This is a genomic window from Anoxybacillus eryuanensis, assembly GCF_051200995.1.
Lineage (GTDB): Bacteria > Bacillota > Bacilli > Bacillales > Anoxybacillaceae > Anoxybacillus > Anoxybacillus tengchongensis.
Map to the genome: position 1 here is coordinate 41,769 of NZ_JBPODS010000011.1, position 17,876 is coordinate 59,644.

The window sequence follows — 17,876 nt, forward strand, 5'->3', positions numbered from 1 at the left end:
CACCTCTTGACGAAAAGAAACCTGCTCAGCTAGCGAGCAGGTTATTTAGCAGTTTCTACTTGATGCTTCTTCCATTGTGCACGCATCACGAGCGACTGGATAATTGAAAAACATCCACCAACGACCCAATATAGCGATAAAGCTGAAGGGACAGAACTTGCCCCCATAAAAATCATCACAGGCATAATATATGACATGATTTTCATTTGTGTCGCCGCTTCTGTTGTTGTGGCAGATGGAGATAAACGCATCGAAATAAAGGTCGTTAAACTTGCTAAGATAGGCATAATGAAATACGGATCACGATGACCAAGTTGCATCCATAAAAATGAATGTAGTTTAATTTCTTCCGTTCGCGAAATCGCGTAATACAACGACATAAAAATAGGCATTTGAATAAAAATCGGCAAGCAACCGCTCATTGGATTGACACCGTGTTTTTGGTATAGCTGCATCATTTCTTGTTGCAGCTTTCGTTGCGCTTCCATATCCGTGCCTTTATATTTTTGTTGAAGCTTTTGGATTTCTGGACGAATGCGTTGCATCGCAATATTTGTCCGAAATTGTTTGATCATAAGCGGAAGCAATCCAAAGCGCACAATCATCGTCAACGCAATAATTGCAAGCCCGTAATTTTCTTGAAATGCGTGTCCAAGCATAAGCAGTAACTTGGACATCGGATAAACAAAATAATGGTCCCATATACCTTGACTATGTTCTGTAATCGGCACATTTCGATTACATGCACTTAACAATAATACAAAAAATAAAACGATCCATTTTCTCACGTTGTAAATCCTCCTTGTTTGTTATTTATTAACAAACAAGGAGCAACCTTCCTTCTTCATCACTCGCATGAGATCGTTCGTTTATTGGAATTTTTCGTTGTTGAAACATAATAAAACGAGTATGAAATAGTATATGTCTATATGCATCGCTTGGCTTTTTTGCACAACCGTTCTCATCGCATGCGACGAATCGTTCAACGAAGATCACATGATTAGCTTGTCGCGTCACATAACACGTCATTGCTACAACAAACACACTTAATAGCGATACATACGTAAACATGTCAAATGAAAACTCAATAAACATGCTCATAGCTCCCCTTCCTCTATCATTATAACACGGAGAGAAGAAAATTACATACGGGAACGAAAATGAGCATTGATTTGTCCTTTTCGCATCGTTTCACGAATTTCTTTCATCATTTCATAACGAATTTCTCTCGTTTGCACTCCTTCCTCACGTTTGTTTGCGATTTCAACAAGCCATTCAACATCAGCAAATGAATATTTTCTCGTCCCTTTGGATCGATCAGGAAAAATAAGTTGCCGTTCTTCATAATAACGAATTTGTCTCGGTGACAAACCTGTTAACTCACTAACAATACCAATGGAAATTACTTTTTTATGTTTATACGAATCCATCTCCATCCCCTCTTATATATGTTATTTTTTATAACACAATTATACACTATTTAAAGGGGTTTTACATATTTTTTTGTTATAAAAATTAACACTTCATCTTTTTGTGTTAGAAAAAGTAACAAAAAGAATGTTCGAAATAAAAAAGATGTATATAATGATCAGTAAAAAGAAGTGGAAGGGAGAGCAAGATGGGGAAACTACTGAAAACAGCCATGGAGCAAAAACAGTTTTATATTGACAAACTTATGAAAGCGGGAGAAATTAATGCATCTCAATTTCATCATTGGACAGTAGCTGAACTTCGCCGCAAATATGAACAATATGAGGAGAGAGCGTATGGAAAAGAAAGCAATTGATCTGGCTAAACAAATTATCGAACTCGATTTACAGCGAGATGCAATGTTTGAACAACTCCTAGAACTTCTCGGCGATCGGGCTCATGAGATATTGAGATTTATACAAAACAAGTATTAAAGGCTCTTGTCACTAGCAAGAGCCTTTAATACTCATATACGTATGGCTGTTCTGGCTCATTCACAACGGTGACACTCGGCTTCGTGATTACAGGGACAAGCCACTGCCTGTACATCGTTTCATCAATTATTCCTTCAACTTTTACCCATGTGTCGTTTTCCCATTTCGCCGCCTGATCCGTTTTTACCAATATCCCATAAACGGTTGCATCAGCTACACAACAAGTTACTCCATACCGTGCAACAACGAACTCATTTGTAGCAAAATCACGCTCTCGAAATACAAACCCTGTAATTTTAATTCTTTTTCCAATCATATCATCAATTTGCTCATTGATGATATTTAATGTTGATACGTACTGATCGTCGGTTACAACAATTGTAGGTTTCTCTAATAAGTTTTTCTTTCGCTGTTCTTCTCTTTGCGCTTCTTTCGTATTTTCATCTTGCATAATGCTTTCAATTTGTTTATCAATATTTTCCATATAGCGTTCTGGATCTTCTAAAAATTGTTCAACGATCTGTTTATTTTCTTCTATTATTTCCCTTCCCCCTAGCTGCACTCCACGTTTAGCCGCAAGTGAACTATCTAATATATAGTTTGAAAACATAAAACCAATAAGCAAAGGAATAAAAAATAACCCGTACATTCGTATGCCTTGTCCAACTGTTTTTGGAGCATAATGCCTATCTTCACAATGATGATGACAACAGCCATTGTCTTCTTTTCTCCATATTTGTATACTTCCAAGTAATAAAAGTGTAAACGTTGCAAAGTAAATGAAGGGTAGCATTTTAGGAGCAATATAGTTTGTAACGTTCCCACTTAATAACAATTTAATAAACAATAAAGCATATCCGCACAATAAAACACCTCGAATCATTCCCTTCCTCCCTTATCCAATAAATTGAAACGTATAAACACTTACATATACAACAATCGTAACGATAACAATAAATCCGACAACGAAGATTCGTCGAAAATACGCAAGCATCATTAACGTATTTTTCAAATCAATCATCGGACCATATATTAAAAATGCTAACAAAGATGCTGAAGTAAATGTTGATGTAAACGATGCGGCAACAAATGCGTCCGCTTCTGAACAAAGAGAAAGCACATAAGCAAATCCCATCATCAAAGCTGGTCCAAGCATTTCATGTTGTCCAATTCCAACTAATATTTCACGATCAATCACGACTTGAAAGAAACTAGCGACAAATGCACCAATAATTAAGTAGCGCCCAACATCAAAAAACTCATCAACCGCATGAGCCAACGTCGCTGTAAATCGATGATTTTCATGATGATGTGCATGCTTAATTGATTTTTTTAAAGGTAAACGATTGCGAAAAACAATATAAATTATTAAACCGATGATAAGAGATGCAACAAATCCGATCCCCATTCGTCCATAAACGATAGATAGATTTGATGAAAACGCATAATACGTAGACGCAAATACAACAGGATTTAAAATTGGCGCTGTCACCATAATCACTACCCCGATATGAAGCGGCATGCCTTTTGAAATGAGCCGACGCACAACAGGAATAATAGCGCATTCACAAATCGGCAACAAAGCGCCAACAATCGTAGCAGGAATAAGCGCAACAATCGGACGTCTCGGAATCCATTTTTGCACCGTCTGTTCCGAAACAAATGTCTGAATAAGCGAAGAAGCAAATACACCTAATAAAATAAACGGAATAGCCTCCAACAAAATACTTAAAAAAATCGTCCCAACTTGCAAAGCAAATGCAGGAATATTGACCTCCCTAACAAGCAAATCACCGAACAAAAATAAAATGATGATGAATATAAAGATTGTCATTGCACTTAAATCATGTTTTTTTCCAAATATACTTTCCATGCCCAACCTCCTTAAAAGTAATGATTCCTATTTTCTTTATATGCCTGTCTATCTTTTAACATACACCTTTTTTCTTGTCAAAATAAAAACTCGAATAGATAAAAGTCCATTCGAGCTATCGAAACACACGTATTTGTTTATTTACTAAAATCGTGATTTCACCTTCCCCAATTTGTTCACCGTCAGCATGCAAAGGCAAAGACGCATGGCTGCGAATATGAATATACTTCCCTTGAAATATATGTACTTCCTTCATTTTGATGTGACCGCCCCAAAAAACCGTCACAAATAACCCGAGCAATTTCATTCTTGACACTCCATCGACAACGACAATATCAAAATGTTGATCATTTGCCTCTGCAAGCGGAGCAATTTTCATCCCCCCGCCATAATACGGGTGATTCGCCACAGTAACAAGCCATGCTCTCGAAAACGCATATTGTTTTTGATCAACAGTCAATTGAACGGCTGTTGGTTGATATGTAAAAAGTTCCTTTAATAAATAAAAAACGTAAACAAACTTCCCTAAATATAATCGATTTAAAATATGTTTCCATTTTGATGCATTCACTTTTCTTGAAATATGTGCATCAAATCCACAACCGACATTGTTAACAAAAACACCTCTTTTTGTGCCTTGAAAAACTCCGATATCATACAAATTATCTCGCTTATGTTCTATGCTTGATAACATATGACCAAACGCTTTGTTCCATTTTGTTGACAGTTTGATCCCGCGAGCAAAATCGTTTCCTGTCCCAGCGGGGATATATCCGACAGCCACATGATCATACATCGCAACACCATTCATCACTTCATGGATCGTTCCATCCCCACCAACAGCAATTAATATAAACGGTTCATGTTTTTGTTCAGCGAATTGTTGCGCTAGTTTCGTTCCATCTCCCTGTTTTTGTGTAAATACAACATGATAATCAATATGACGACGTTGAAGCCTTTGTTCTATTTTACACCATATTTTTTTACACTTTCCATTTTTAGCGGAAGGATTTACAATAAAATATAATACCAAGCCTTCTCCCCCATTCCCTATTTCACCCTTTCCTTTTATTCTAACACGGCATATACATGTATGACATCAATCTTTTCCCTTGACATAATTTTTGAAGCCTTATACAATTAAAAACAAATTGTTGCACCGAACGATTGATAGCAAGCTCGTTTTATTGTTTTGCCTTAGCGTTTTTGACATGATAGCATGGCGAAAACGAAAGGGCCGATGGCGAAACGAGTTAGGCTAAAAATACATCGGTATGTTTCACTTCGTCTATACGTGAGGCATGCCGTTTTTTGTTTCTAAAGGGGGGTCATTGTGAAAACAAAAGGGGAACTAGAGGATCAAATTAGTCGGGCTCTCACCCAATGGGAAAAAGAATATCTAGGCCGCGGTCCACTCTCTGTAAAAACAGATATTTTGCGAAACATGGTTATCGTGCAGTTACGCGGCATTTTAACTCCTGCTGAAAAAGTATTGTGTGAAACAAAGGAAGGGATGTTGTCCATTAAACGCATCCGTTCAGATTTAATTGAGTCAGGTAGTGAACAGTTAAAACAAATGATTTATACATTAACAGGGAAACAAGTAACAAGTATGCATACAGATATTAGTACAAAAACTGGAGAGCGAATGATCGTCTTTTTGTTACAAGAACCAATCGATATACAAGGTTGATCTTTTAAAGGCCCATTGTGGTCAGTAAAAGATAAGCCGGAAATATTTTTCGACCCGATCGAAAAATGTTTCTGGCTTTTTTGTTGAATAAGAGAAATAGAAGGAGAGGATTGTCATGCAAGAAATGATTATCAACAACTTAACATCACCAGCTATTTTATTTTTTATCCTCGGTATTATTGCGGCGCTCGTCAAATCAGATTTAAAATTACCAACGGGATTAAATGAGTCGTTAAGCATTTATTTGTTAATTGCCATCGGTATGAAAGGCGGCATTGAACTTGCGGAACATTCTTTTCGTGAGCTTATTCGCCCATTAGTTGGGACATTATCTCTCGGTATTATCATCCCGATCATTACGTTTGCGGTTTGTCGTCGTCTCGGCATTGATCGTAAAAATGCAACAGGCATTGCAGCAACGTATGGATCAGTCAGTATCGTTACATTTGGTGCCGCGCTTGCTTTTGTCGAACAAGCAAATATTTCGTATGAAAGCTATATGAACGCATTTGTCGTCTTATTAGAGAGTCCCGCAATCATCGTGTCGCTCGTCATATTGAAGTTGCTAGAAAACCGCTCGTATAAGCAAGAAGTGGTATATCGCTTCTCTGCTACATCGGTATACGGACCGATTATTAAGGAAGGGTTATTCGGAAAAAGCGTGTTTTTAATGGTCGGCAGCCTTCTCGTCGGATTAGTTGGTGGAGATCGTGCCCTTACGATTGTTAAACCTTTATTTATTGATTTATATCCGAGTGTGCTCGTCCTTTTTTTACTTGGAATGGGACTAACAGCTGGAAATCAGCTTGCAGCTGTCCGGAAGTATGGAATAAAATTGCTCGCCTTAGGGATTTTCCTACCACCTATATACGGATTTTTAGGTGTTGTCATCGGCTATTATTCAGGGCTATCTTTCGGAGGAACGATTTTACTTAGCGTGCTTGCCGCAAGTGCCTCTTACATTGCAGCTCCAGCCGCGATGCGTGCATCTGTCCCAGAAGCCAACCCCGCCATTTATCTCGGTATGGCACTTGGACTTACGTTTCCATTCAACTTAACGATCGGTATGCCATTATATTACGAAATGGCGAAATGGTTTTATTAAAAAAGCAAGGGCAGCCCCTTGCTTTTTTATTTTTGAATATGCGGTGGTTGTTGTAAATGAGCTGTTGCATAACGAAGAAGAAGCGCAAACTGCTCTTCGTTTATGTCATCTTTCGGAAAAGCCAGCCGCTCATGGTGATCGTCATATACAACAATATGTTCGCTTTTTCGCGGAAATATGCGATAACGATTTGTACGCCGTTCAAAAGTAACTTGTTTTATTTGATGAAGCGGAACTTCCCACATCCCCCAGCGATCAGCATATACCAACTTTTTTGTTGTTAGTACAATTTTCCTATTTCTTTTTCTCCAATCATTAATAATAAAAAACGTTCCTAGTACCGTTAACAAAAAAGACAGCGTATATAAAAATGTACTTTTTGCTTCCAAAGCCATTAGCCAGCGCGAACAAATAAACAAACTCAATACAGCGTAAGATAAAATATTTGTCCAACGAAATGTCCACTGTTGCCGAAATAACGTATGTTCTGTTTGTTGCTCTTGCTTGATTTGCTCAACAAAATACTTTTTATGTTCCTCAATCGAATATTGTTGAAGCAGAATAAATGGAACATACGTATATTCAAACATACTTCTCCTATCTTGACTTTGAACATACACCCCGACCCACGCCACATACTTTTCTTGCTCATCAACATAAGAAAGAAAATAATAGCGAACTTTTTCGTTATGCTCATTTTCCATCTCAATATGATCGATCATTTCTATATCGTTTGGGACAACGTTATATTTATGAGTTAATACATAAAACAAATGGCTTTTTGCAAAATGATTGAGCTTATTTACTTCCATCGGAAACAGCTGCTTTTTTCCGATCCGCTCCATTTCTTCATACAATAAACTTGCACTTTCCATATTATTTGCGCATGCTAAAAGGACATCGTCAGCAACAGTCAGGCGATGTTGCAAAGCTGCCACGATCGCTCGTGCTTGAATGATCGGATCACGAAACGATAAAGCTTCTTGCAACAATGTTGCGATTTCCTCGTTAAAATAAAACTCCATTAAAGAAAGGCATACGTGCATATCAGCTCGAATAGATAAGTAGTTTTCTTTCCAAAACCGGAAAACAAACATCGGACTATAATCAGCATCATATGGCGCATACATTTTTTTCGTTTGGCGATAATGTCGAATAAGTATGGAAACAATTTCGTCCTGTTGCAAATGACAAGCTACTCCTTCACGATGTAAGTGAAGCAATAACCAACAAAAAAGATCTGACGGTAAATAAGCATAATCGCGATCAATAAGCTTTTTAATGACATTCAGTCGATGGCGAAGCTGCTCCCACGGAATTGAAAATGTTTGCTGTTGCAACTCGCTATGAACAATATGATATAATGCCTCATCATATTGTTCATCCCCTAACTCGCATACATATCGAAACGCTATTTCTTTCGCTGCAGGACTGAAGCGCGCAAAATGTTCGAGGATATTTGGAACAAACTGTGCACTTACAAAATATAACGCAAACTGCAGCACATGATAGCTCGGATCATCCCACTCATCAACAGGATCTGGAAACACCTCTGTTGCATACGCAATCATTTTTCGAATAAAAGCAGGTTGAAGTTCTATTTCTTCTTCTGACAATTGTTCAAGTGCACATAAAGCTTGATATCGCCTTTGTGGATCATGATGTTTTAAATCGCGCATGATTTGCTTTAGTTGTAAATCAACAGCTGCCAATCTATACACCCCAATGACATCATTTGTTAGCTTTTTTATATTTTATAACGAGAAATGATTAGCGACAATATAAAGATTATGCTATTGTTAATGTTGCAAAATGAAAAAGAAGGTGTGAACGATGAATCGTTATATCGTCATTGGTGCTGGAATTGTTGGCGCTTCTATTGCCTTTCATCTAGCAAAAGAAAAAATACACGTCATTTTAATTGATCGCGAAGATCAAGGACAAGCAACGAAAGCAGCAGCAGGAATTATTTGCCCATGGACATCGCAACGGCGAAATAAAAAATGGTACGCTCTCGCAAAAGGCGGAGCGGCATTTTATCCACAGTTAATTGAACAATTACAAGCATACGGTCACCAAACAGGGTATAAACGTGTCGGGGCAATTTGCTTACATCATGATTTTGATAAATTACAAAGTATGGAAGAACGCGTGTATAAACGACGGGAAGAAGCTCCTGAAATTGGAGAAATTACTCGCTTGTCCCCAAAAGAAGTAAAAACACGATTTCCTGTGTTAAGTAGCGAGTACGAAGCGTTATATGTGAGCGGAGCGGCCCGAGTGGACGGGGAAGCGTTGCGACGTTCTCTTATTCATGCTGCCATCCAATTAGGGGCAGCATATATAAAAGGAAGCGCCACCCTTTTGCACGAGAATGAGCGAGTTATTGGTGCCATGGTAGCAAACGATCGTTATGAGGCGGATGCAGTCATTGTTGCAGCAGGTGTTTGGGCAAAATCATTACTTTTGCCACTAGGTATTGATTTTCTCATCACACCACAGCGAGCGCAAATTGTCCACCTACAGCACCCTAAACAGCATACCGATCATTGGCCTGTCGTCATGCCACCAAACAATCAATATTTACTTGCCTTTCCGAACGGAAAAATAGTTGTTGGAGCTACACATGAAGACGGTGTTGGTATTGACTGTCGTGTAACTGCCGGTGGGTTATACGAAGTGTTACATAAAGCATTAACCATCGCTCCTCACTTAGCGGATTGGACTCATGCGGAAACACGCGTTGGCTTCCGTCCTCATGCCCCAAACTTTTTGCCTGTATTCGGGGCAGTACCACAGATCGAAGGTCTTTACGTAGCAAATGGTCTTGGCGCATCCGGCTTGACTGCCGGTCCATATGTTGGGGCGGAGCTTACGAAAATCATTCTTAGACAATCTACTTCATTACAACAAAACGACTACGATGTTGCCCAAGCCATTCAATTTCTTTAATAAATGCATATAATAACAACAAAAACGGAGGTTCACTAATGAACAAATGGGCTTTTGTTTCTGATTTTGACGGAACAATCTCGAATAAAGACTTTTACTGGATTGTTATTGAGAAATATTTTCCAGAAGGTGAGCAATTATTCCAACAATGGCGTGCCGGAAAAATAAAAGATATCGACTTTCTAAGCACCGTATTTACATCCATTCATCAAGATGAAGAAAAAATCATTGAAGATATTCACCATATTCCGATTGATGAAACGGTCTTACCTTTTATCAAACGTGTCCAACAAAGCGAAGGTGATTTTTATGTATTAAGCGCGGGAACCGATTATTATATTCGCCATCTTTTAAAAAAGTACGATATACGTGGCGTTGACATTTTTTCTAACGAAGGATATTATCATGACAAAAATATTCATATGCGCATTGATCCGAATCATATTCATTATTCGGAAATATATGGCATTGATAAATCAAGCGTCATTCGTACATTAAAACAGACGTATGAAACGGTTTATTTCATCGGCGATAGTGAACCCGATGTTCACGCAGCAAAAGTAGCCGATATAACATTTGCGAAAGGCACTTTACAATCATTGTTGCACGAGCAACATATTCCTTTTGTTCCTGTGGACACGTTTGCAGATGTTGAACGTTATTTACGAGAAAAAGGAGTATTGAAATGAACATCCCAATTCCATCCATTCTTGAAATTGGTGAAAATGTCATTTCACGTATAGATGAAATGATGCGAACGTATCGTTTTTCGAAAGCTGTTATATTATTTGATGATTTTACTTATCAAGCGTACGAGCAAGAGATAAAACAAACGATCTCGTCCATTTCCGTTCATACCGTCTGTTTACCTCCACAGCTTGATATCGTTGACATTATGAGAAAAGCGTTTGAGCTTCCTCATTGTGACGTGATGATGGCGATGGGTGGTGGCGCGGTCATTGACTGCGGCAAATATATGGCATTTTTACGACAAGTGCCGTTCATTAGCATTCCGACGTCCGCATCGAATGATGGGTTTGCAAGCACGAACTGCTCGTTGCTTGTTCACGGTAAAAAAACAACCGTTCCCGCCAAAGTGCCATTCGGCATTTTAGCTGACTTAAACATCATTCAGCAAGCTCCTGAGCGCTTTATTTTAGCGGGCGTGGGCGATTTAATGTCCAACATTACAGCGCTGTACGACTGGGAGTTCGAACAAAGCCACGGAGTTAGTCGCGTGAACGCTTTTGCTGCGATGATTAGCAAAAAAGCAGTCAATAGCTTTATTCGAACGCCAATGCAAAATATTAAGCATCCTATTTTTCTAAAGGAACTAATTAGCTCTTTAACGATGAGCGGCATTTCAACGGTTATTAGTGGGAATAGCGCGCCAATTAGTGGATCTGAGCATTTAATCTCCCATGCGCTTGATAAAATCAGTTCATCGCCACATATGCACGGCATTCAAGTTGGGATCGCTACGTATATCATGGCTCACGTCCAACAGCATCGAGCTGAACGCATCACAAAAGTGTTTACACGGACCGGATTTTTTGACTACGTCAAAACATTACAACTAAATAAGGAAGAGTATCGCCAGGCCATCAACATTGCACCAACGATCAAGCCAAATCGTTATACGTATATTCACGATGAACAATATCGAAAGCGTGCAATCGAACTTCTTGATAAAGACCCTATTTTACAAGAGATTTTTACATAGCACACATATTTCATTGCGAAACCGCCTACCCTACTGTTTGAGGAGGTGGTGCGGTTGAATCAAACGTTAGCGTATTTACGCGAAGCATTAGCAAACTATGCTGACCGTCATCACGCGGTAGCCATTCATTTATATAAAAAGCTGATAAGTAAACCGTACAAAAATGAAGAACAATTCGTCCGCGACTTATCACAAAAAGAAGCAGCATTTTTAGATCGCATGTTGCGCCAAGAAATGAAATATGCAAAAGAAGAACAAGACGATGTTCGCATACATCATTTAAATGAAATATACGAGCAACTCATTTAAATAAAAAGGTCTTGCGCCCATTTAAGCGCTAGACCTTTTTATTTGTTTCATCCATAAAAAAACGAAACAAATAGTCCATGTCAAACAAGTCATCTGGATAGTCAATCCCGACATTTTCCCCTTCATAGACGAGCGTTTGAATTAAATCATGAAGCGCTTCGACATAAAATTCATATAAAAATTCATAACTAAACGGTTCGTCAGGCATATAAGATTCGGCACATACGTTTGGGGAACAGTAGTTTAAATACGTACGACATGGTATGGGTCTTACTTCATAAACAAAACATGTATTTGTTTCACGATTTAAAAATATACACGGCAATTGTTCTTTCATGTATATTTCTTTAAAACGCTGATCTTCTGTAAAATCTAACATGTTCACTCGCTTTATTTTATCAGCATAATGTTTACCATACCATTGTATATGTTGATCAATCCGCTCCTGTTCCTTTTTAGGTAGCTCAGCAATTTTCATCATCATCCACTTCGCTTCTGCTCTCGTTGTAATGATTGGAAAGTAACAACAGTATGCACATCCTTTCGTACAAGTTGGACGAATATTTACTTTGCGCTCAATCGTATGAATGTGCTCATCAACAAGAAAAAGCAATTTTTTAAAGGCTGAGAACATAAACTCCTTCCCGTTTTCTCCTTCGTACCGTTCCAACCACATATCGACTGCATCAACGAACGCTTGTCCATTCGGCATATGCTTTTCATTAATTTGTTTACAAACTCGTACAATTTGTTCATATGTTAAAGGCATGTTGATCCCCCTTACTGTCTCGGTGCCCAAAGCATGACTGCCACACCGACTAAACATATAACGCCTCCAATCCAATCATACAAATCTGGCGTTTTTTTGTCGATCCCCCATCCCCACAGCAAAGATAAAATAATAAAAACCCCTCCATATGCCGCATACACTCGCCCGAACGATGGAAACGATTGAAACGTCGCAATGACACCGTATAATGCTAAACATATTCCGCCAGCAATTCCGTACATGGCTTGCTTTCCTTCACGCAGCCAAAGCCATATAAGATACCCTCCACCGATTTCTGCAAGACCTGCCAATAAAAATAAAACAATTGCGCTCATCCACTTTCTCCTTTCCACTGTTCGTAATCGATGTTTGAATTTTATAATAATTTGTCATCTATCACAAATTTTTTATAAAAAAATAAAGAGGCGTTTAGCACCTCTTTATTTTATGATCCCTATCACTTCATCAACAGATAACAGCTTTCCTGTTGATACAACTTTTTCATTTACTACAAGTGCCGGTGTGCTCATTACCCCATAACTCATAATTTTTGCGATGTCCTCTACTTTTTCTACTTGTGCATCTACTTGTAATTGGGCAAGCGCCATTCGCACGTTTTGTTCAAGCTCGCGGCATTTTTTGCATCCTGTTCCTAACACTTTAATAATCATGTTCTCATCCTCCTACAATATCGCATTAAATATATAGCCAATGGCAATAATGCCAACGGTTGCAATAAGGACAAATATACCAATGAGTTGCGGTTTCATCACTTTGCGAAGCAACACCATCTCTGGAAACGATAATGCTGTCATCGCCATCATAAAAGAAAGCGCCGTTCCCGGTGCCATTCCTTTCCCTATTAACGCTTCAATCATCGGAAGTGAGCCAACTGCATTCGAGTATAGTGGCACACCAAGAATAACCGCAACCGGAACGGCCAATATGCTTTCTTTTCCAGCATAACGAATGAGTAAATCTTCCGGAACATAGCCATGAATCCATGCTCCGATTCCGATTCCGATAAACAAAAATACCCATATTTTTTTTACCGTATCCGTGACATTCGTTTTCGCATAAGCGAGTCGCTCACGCATAGTCATCTGTTGAACGACAGATTGTCCTAATTTAATACTAAACACGTATGATTCAATGTATTTCTCTAAGTTTAATTTTCCAATTATCAAACCAGCAACAATTGCCAATAACACACCGAACAAAACGTATAAAACGGCAATTTTCCATCCAAAAATTGAAAATAGTATAACGAGTGACACTTCATTGACAATCGGCGACGAAATTAAAAAGGTAAATGTGACCCCAAGTGGAATCCCGGCTTCAACAAATCCGATAAAAAGTGGAACGGTTGAGCACGAACAAAATGGCGATACGACGCCAAGCAAGGCTGCTAACACACTTGCAACTCCTTTTTTCTTCCCACTAATCCACTGCTTTACTTTTTCAGGTGGAAAAAAGCTACGGACAAACGAAATAACGAATACCATAACAGACAATAAAGCGATAATTTTTAGTGTATCATAAATGAAAAAATGAAGTGCCCCACCAAGTTTTGACGTGAGTGATAACCCGAACACATCTTTAACTAACCAATCTGCAAATGCTCTAAACATGAACATCTCTTCTTTCTTGAATGAGCGGCATGACCGCCTCTCGATTTAGCCGATAAATTGTAAATTTTCCTTGCTTATATACATGGACTACTTTTCCCCGTTCAAGTAATTTCAAATGATGTGTAACGGTTGATGGAGGTAGCTGCAACCCTGCTGTAATCTCACACATGCATAAATCTGTATGCATTAACATGCCAACAATACGTAAACGTGTTTCATCACCGAGCGCTTTAAACAATTGCGCACGGTCTTTGATAAGTTGATCATCCTGAAAAAAAGGAAAAGTTCGCTTCGCTTTTTCAATCACGTCGTTTATTTCGCTTTCATCTTTCAATTGCCAATCCTTTTTCATCATTCGTTCACTCCCCTCCTCTTTATTAATTATAAAACTATTTTTCTAGTTTTATAGTTTTAATTTGTGAACATTTTTTGTTGTTTTTTAACCACTTTTTATATGAATAGAAAAAGGTATCCGTTACAGACACCTTTTTCTATTCTTCTTTTCGCCCAATCGGCAAGCTGATGACAAACGTCGTTCCTTTCTCTGAACTGTCATGAAGCGCAATCGTTCCGCCATGGTTTTCAATAATTCGCTTCACAATCGTTAACCCTAAGCCTGTGCCCGATGATTTCGTTGTCATAAACGGTTCAAAAATCGTCTTTTGCATCTCTTTTGGAATTCCGCGACCGGAGTCGTAAATATACATATTGTACGTCTCATTCACATCGGAATACATGCAAATCGTGCCGTTTTCTTCAATAGCTTCGATGCTGTTGTGCAGTAAATTGTATAACACTTGCATCATTTGTTTCGGATCGATCCATAACAGAACCCGATCCAGACGAACGTGAACAGCGATTTTTTTTGTTTCACATGTGTGCTGCAGCAAAGAAAGAAGATCTTGAACGATCGTTTCCATGTACGTCTCTTTTAACATCGGTGCGCTCGGCTTTGCAATGAGAAGCATATCTTCGACAATCGCATTAATGCGGTCAATTTCTTTTAATAAAAGCGGAATGTGATATTGTTCGCGCTCGTTTTCCGCTAAATTTTCGTTCATAAACGCTAAAAAGCCATGAATGACCGTAAGCGGATTGCGAATTTCATGCGCCGCTTTCGCCGCCATCTCCCCAACTAACGCCAACTTTTCCGATTGATGCATGCGTCTTGTCAGTTCCTCGATTTCGGTGATGTCGAGAAAGAAAATTGTACGTCCTGCCGTTTCGCTATACAAATTAAGCAACCTCGATTGCGACACTAAAAATATTTTTTTCTCTCCATCTCTTTCATACGAAACTTTAACTTGCTGAAACGGATCGCGACGCATGAAAAGTTCCCAAAACAAAACATTATGTTCACTTTGTCTTTCTTGCTCGATCATTTGTTTAATTTCTTTTTTATCTAAATCGAGCAACGTAGCGGCGGAATTGTTAATGAAAAGATTCGACTTTGAATTATCAATTGTAATCAAACCAATAGGCAATGAATTGAGCAGTTGCTCAATATATACTTTATCATCCTCTAGTTTCTCATATAAGCGAGAATACTGTCGAAAAGTTGAAGAAAGCAATAGCATAATAAATGTGTACAAAAATAAACCAAAGAATGAATCAAACTTAAAAAGAATGGCTAGGATGAGAGATACTACAAATGTAACGGCATAAATATATACAACTTCTTTTACTGTATGAATCAATACAACAGAGAAATTCTTGGATGAATGAAGCGAAAAATATATAGCCATAAGTACAGCGTTTAAAATAAAATAAGTAAGAAAGCAGAATATATAGGCAAAAAAGTATTCGAAAGATATTTCCCCAACTACTCCACCAAAAATGATATAAACATAATAAGCGCTACAGATCATAATGGCGTAGACCGCAAAATTAAATACATGTTTCCACCAAACCATTTTTTGAAGATGGGTAAAATATACAATAATCCCCCCTAATATTAAGACAGCTAAGGTATATTTCAATCCAAAAACAAAAAGCAGAGACAAATAAATCGAGGATTCCAATGTAAACGAATTACCACTAGGTGGGAGACATATTAAATATCGATCTAACAATGCTACCGAACCAGCAAATAACAGTAACAACAACCATTGTTGTACTACATTCACATCTGAAAATGGCCATATATAGAGAAATAATGCACATCCAATCAAAGAGATGAGCGTCACATATAGCGTAAATAATCGTTTCATAAAATGTATTCACCTATCATGTACAGTTTTGACTCTATCATTCTATTGTAGATAACGACAATAAGCAATAAAGGATTTTTCTTCGTTCCTCTATTCAACAAAATCAATCGTACGATATAATAAGGAAAATGACAAAGGAGTGACAGCGATGATAAAACTTCCTGAGAGTCGGTCAAGACAGTGGTATGGCGTCTCCATTTTTTTATTTTTCCTCTTGTTTTGCATGTTGATCGCATCTCGTTTATTGCTGAATGTGGGATTGGACGATAAGCAGCTCGTTGGTTTTGGGATTATTTCCTTTATTTTATCATGTATCATTGGAATAAGTGGTTTTTTCGGTAAAAAAACGTTTGTCGTCGTATGCTCTTCTTTCTTTACTATCGGAATCGTTTATGTTTTGTTTATTTCGTTTACCCGTATGCACGATGGATGGAGTGATCTGACAAGCATCATTTCTTTTCTCGTTATTTCAGCGTTCGGTATAGTGGTTGGAATCATTGCCGAAATGATTCGCACTCTTTTTAAAAAGAAGTCGATGTAAAAGAGCCATCTGCGTCAAGATGGCTCTTTTATATGAGTCATTTGTTTTTTGATTTCTGCAACAAGCGGATGATCGGATGAAAGTTGAGCGTACTTTTCAAGCGCTCCCTCTACTCCGCTTTCTTTTATCGTTTGTTGAAGTTGTACCGCTTCTGCATCCCCTTCATAATCAAACAGCAACAATGCTGCGATTCCTTTCGCTAAAGATGTAGGCACTTCCCCGAAGCATTCGTAATATGTCATCGCCGGACGAATAAGTCGATCGTTCGGTCCGAGTTTACGAATTGGAGAACGAGCCACCCGTATCACTTCATCCGTCATGGAAGGATTGATAAACCGTTGAACAATTTTTTCAATATATGCTTGATGTTCAACTTCATCCCAACCATATTGATGAACAAGTACTCGTCCTGACTCACGTAAAGCATTTGTCACATCTTCAAAAATATTACTGTCCGCCATTGCTTCATGAATTGTCTCATATTTTTTATGATATCCTAAGTAAGCAACAATCGCATGTCCTGTATTGACAGTAAATAACTTTCTTTCGATGTATGGTTGTAAATCCTCAACGAAATGTACCCCAATAATGTGTGGAATATCTCCAATTACTTCTTTCGTCTCAATAACCCATTCAAAAAATGGTTCAACGACAACAGTTAACGGATCTTCATGGGTTTGGTTTGGAACGATACGATCAACCGCACAGTTTAAAAACGCACATTTGTCTTTTAAAGACGCTTGCCCTTGTTCTGATAAGTGTTCCCATACATATTTCTTTAAATGTTCACTGCCACCAATCATGTTTTCGCAAGCGATAATATGCACAGGATGATCTGTTAATCGCTTCTTTAATCCTTCCGCAATCGTCTGTGAAATAAGCGGTAATACGTTTGGACCAACAGCTGTTGTTACTAAATCAGCACGCGCAATATGATCAATGATTTCACTTTGTTGATGTTGACTATGCAATGCCGATACGTTGCGAACAATTTGTTTTTCTGTCGTCTCTCCCGCGATGATCACTTCATATTGTCCTTTTTGTTGAAGCGCTTGTACAACTTTATCGTTTACATCAACAAACACCACATCGTATTCTGACTGTGACAACAAACTGCCGATAAATCCTCGCCCTATATTCCCTGCGCCAAAATGAACCGCTAACAT

Annotated in this window: 23 protein-coding genes; 9 read left to right on the forward strand and 14 right to left on the reverse strand. The window is 38.3% G+C overall.

The features are described 5' to 3' along the window. Positions 1-41: 41 nt before the first annotated feature. The 3 genes from yidC to HNQ84_RS10795 are packed head-to-tail and all read right to left on the reverse strand — an operon-like array spanning position 42 to position 1,430. Positions 42-788 (reverse strand): membrane protein insertase YidC, encoded by a 747-nt coding sequence (gene yidC, locus HNQ84_RS10785; RefSeq protein WP_435622112.1) that lies wholly within the window; start codon positions 786-788, stop codon positions 42-44. 28 nt (positions 789-816) lie between these two features. Then, positions 817-1,101 carry a hypothetical protein gene (locus HNQ84_RS10790; RefSeq protein ID WP_435622113.1) on the reverse strand — a complete coding sequence of 95 codons (285 nt, stop codon included), beginning with the start codon at positions 1,099-1,101 and terminating at the stop codon, positions 817-819. 41 nt (positions 1,102-1,142) lie between these two features. Continuing rightward, entirely contained in the window at positions 1,143-1,430 is a 288-nt protein-coding gene (locus HNQ84_RS10795) for a MerR family transcriptional regulator (protein ID WP_004890703.1), read from the reverse strand. Between the two features lie 188 nt (positions 1,431-1,618). On the opposite strand from HNQ84_RS10795, the gene HNQ84_RS10800 reads away from it, so the two are divergent. Further along, the gene (locus tag HNQ84_RS10800; RefSeq protein WP_183248817.1) at positions 1,619-1,786 is read left to right on the forward strand and encodes a hypothetical protein; all 168 of its coding nucleotides are present in this window, start codon (positions 1,619-1,621) and stop codon (positions 1,784-1,786) included. Beyond that, complete coding sequence (locus HNQ84_RS10805; protein WP_183248820.1) at positions 1,767-1,904, forward strand: hypothetical protein; 138 nt, start codon at positions 1,767-1,769, stop codon at positions 1,902-1,904. The genes HNQ84_RS10800 and HNQ84_RS10805 overlap by 20 nt, the downstream gene beginning before the upstream one ends. Positions 1,905-1,929: 25 nt before the next feature. On the opposite strand, the gene HNQ84_RS10810 is transcribed toward HNQ84_RS10805, so the two are convergent. The 3 genes from HNQ84_RS10810 to HNQ84_RS10820 form a co-directional block, all read right to left on the reverse strand. Continuing rightward, entirely contained in the window at positions 1,930-2,787 is an 858-nt protein-coding gene (locus HNQ84_RS10810; RefSeq protein ID WP_183248822.1) for a TIGR03943 family putative permease subunit, read from the reverse strand. A gap of 12 nt (positions 2,788-2,799) precedes the next feature. After that, positions 2,800-3,777 carry a permease gene (locus HNQ84_RS10815; RefSeq protein WP_435622114.1) on the reverse strand — a complete coding sequence of 326 codons (978 nt, stop codon included), beginning with the start codon at positions 3,775-3,777 and terminating at the stop codon, positions 2,800-2,802. A gap of 115 nt (positions 3,778-3,892) precedes the next feature. Then, positions 3,893-4,810: a diacylglycerol/lipid kinase family protein gene (locus HNQ84_RS10820; RefSeq protein WP_183248826.1), complete on the reverse strand. Its 918-nt coding sequence runs from the start codon at positions 4,808-4,810 to the stop codon at positions 3,893-3,895. A gap of 300 nt (positions 4,811-5,110) precedes the next feature. Here HNQ84_RS10820 and HNQ84_RS10825 point away from each other — a divergent pair, with 300 nt between their 5' ends. Together HNQ84_RS10825 and HNQ84_RS10830 are read left to right on the forward strand one after the other, a co-directional pair. Beyond that, positions 5,111-5,470: a Na-translocating system protein MpsC family protein gene (locus tag HNQ84_RS10825; RefSeq protein WP_032099579.1), complete on the forward strand. Its 360-nt coding sequence runs from the start codon at positions 5,111-5,113 to the stop codon at positions 5,468-5,470. 115 nt (positions 5,471-5,585) lie between these two features. Further along, on the forward strand, positions 5,586-6,575 hold the full coding sequence (locus HNQ84_RS10830) for a sodium-dependent bicarbonate transport family permease (protein ID WP_183248829.1): 990 nt from the start codon (positions 5,586-5,588) through the stop codon (positions 6,573-6,575). A 26-nt stretch (positions 6,576-6,601) separates the two neighbouring features. Here the strand turns inward: HNQ84_RS10830 and HNQ84_RS10835 are convergent, their stop codons facing one another. Further along, the gene (locus HNQ84_RS10835; protein WP_183248831.1) at positions 6,602-8,287 is read right to left on the reverse strand and encodes a hypothetical protein; all 1,686 of its coding nucleotides are present in this window, start codon (positions 8,285-8,287) and stop codon (positions 6,602-6,604) included. Between the two features lie 121 nt (positions 8,288-8,408). On the opposite strand from HNQ84_RS10835, the gene HNQ84_RS10840 reads away from it, so the two are divergent. The 4 genes from HNQ84_RS10840 to HNQ84_RS10855 are packed head-to-tail and all read left to right on the forward strand — an operon-like array spanning position 8,409 to position 11,559. Next, on the forward strand, positions 8,409-9,527 hold the full coding sequence (locus HNQ84_RS10840) for an NAD(P)/FAD-dependent oxidoreductase (protein WP_435622115.1): 1,119 nt from the start codon (positions 8,409-8,411) through the stop codon (positions 9,525-9,527). 38 nt (positions 9,528-9,565) lie between these two features. Continuing rightward, positions 9,566-10,216: an MtnX-like HAD-IB family phosphatase gene (locus tag HNQ84_RS10845; RefSeq protein ID WP_435622116.1), complete on the forward strand. Its 651-nt coding sequence runs from the start codon at positions 9,566-9,568 to the stop codon at positions 10,214-10,216. Next, positions 10,213-11,250 carry an iron-containing alcohol dehydrogenase family protein gene (locus tag HNQ84_RS10850; RefSeq protein WP_435622117.1) on the forward strand — a complete coding sequence of 346 codons (1,038 nt, stop codon included), beginning with the start codon at positions 10,213-10,215 and terminating at the stop codon, positions 11,248-11,250. The genes HNQ84_RS10845 and HNQ84_RS10850 overlap by 4 nt, the downstream gene beginning before the upstream one ends. A 54-nt stretch (positions 11,251-11,304) precedes the next feature. Then, complete coding sequence (locus HNQ84_RS10855; RefSeq protein ID WP_032099584.1) at positions 11,305-11,559, forward strand: sigma-G-dependent sporulation-specific acid-soluble spore protein CsgA; 255 nt, start codon at positions 11,305-11,307, stop codon at positions 11,557-11,559. A gap of 28 nt (positions 11,560-11,587) precedes the next feature. Here HNQ84_RS10855 and HNQ84_RS10860 read toward each other — a convergent pair whose 3' ends face one another. From HNQ84_RS10860 to HNQ84_RS10885, 6 genes are all read right to left on the reverse strand, one after another. Beyond that, positions 11,588-12,328 carry a YkgJ family cysteine cluster protein gene (locus HNQ84_RS10860; RefSeq protein ID WP_435622118.1) on the reverse strand — a complete coding sequence of 247 codons (741 nt, stop codon included), beginning with the start codon at positions 12,326-12,328 and terminating at the stop codon, positions 11,588-11,590. Between the two features lie 11 nt (positions 12,329-12,339). After that, positions 12,340-12,663, reverse strand: a complete 324-nt coding sequence (locus tag HNQ84_RS10865) for a YnfA family protein (RefSeq protein ID WP_055441377.1) — start codon at positions 12,661-12,663, stop codon at positions 12,340-12,342. 105 nt (positions 12,664-12,768) lie between these two features. Then, positions 12,769-12,999 carry a thioredoxin family protein gene (locus HNQ84_RS10870; protein WP_032099587.1) on the reverse strand — a complete coding sequence of 77 codons (231 nt, stop codon included), beginning with the start codon at positions 12,997-12,999 and terminating at the stop codon, positions 12,769-12,771. A 12-nt stretch (positions 13,000-13,011) separates the two neighbouring features. Continuing rightward, positions 13,012-13,959: a permease gene (locus HNQ84_RS10875; RefSeq protein WP_435622119.1), complete on the reverse strand. Its 948-nt coding sequence runs from the start codon at positions 13,957-13,959 to the stop codon at positions 13,012-13,014. Next, complete coding sequence (locus tag HNQ84_RS10880) at positions 13,952-14,314, reverse strand: ArsR/SmtB family transcription factor (RefSeq protein WP_435622120.1); 363 nt, start codon at positions 14,312-14,314, stop codon at positions 13,952-13,954. The genes HNQ84_RS10875 and HNQ84_RS10880 overlap by 8 nt, the downstream gene beginning before the upstream one ends. Positions 14,315-14,450: 136 nt before the next feature. Next, positions 14,451-15,656 carry a two-component system sensor histidine kinase NtrB gene (locus HNQ84_RS10885; RefSeq protein WP_435622121.1) on the reverse strand — a complete coding sequence of 402 codons (1,206 nt, stop codon included), beginning with the start codon at positions 15,654-15,656 and terminating at the stop codon, positions 14,451-14,453. A gap of 661 nt (positions 15,657-16,317) precedes the next feature. Here HNQ84_RS10885 and HNQ84_RS10890 point away from each other — a divergent pair. Next, a complete protein-coding gene (locus HNQ84_RS10890) occupies positions 16,318-16,710 on the forward strand; it encodes a hypothetical protein (RefSeq protein ID WP_032099589.1) in 393 nt (130 codons plus the stop codon). Positions 16,711-16,724: 14 nt separating this feature from the next. Here the strand turns inward: HNQ84_RS10890 and HNQ84_RS10895 are convergent, their stop codons facing one another. Beyond that, positions 16,725-17,876, reverse strand: a complete 1,152-nt coding sequence (locus HNQ84_RS10895) for a mannitol-1-phosphate 5-dehydrogenase (RefSeq protein WP_435622122.1) — start codon at positions 17,874-17,876, stop codon at positions 16,725-16,727.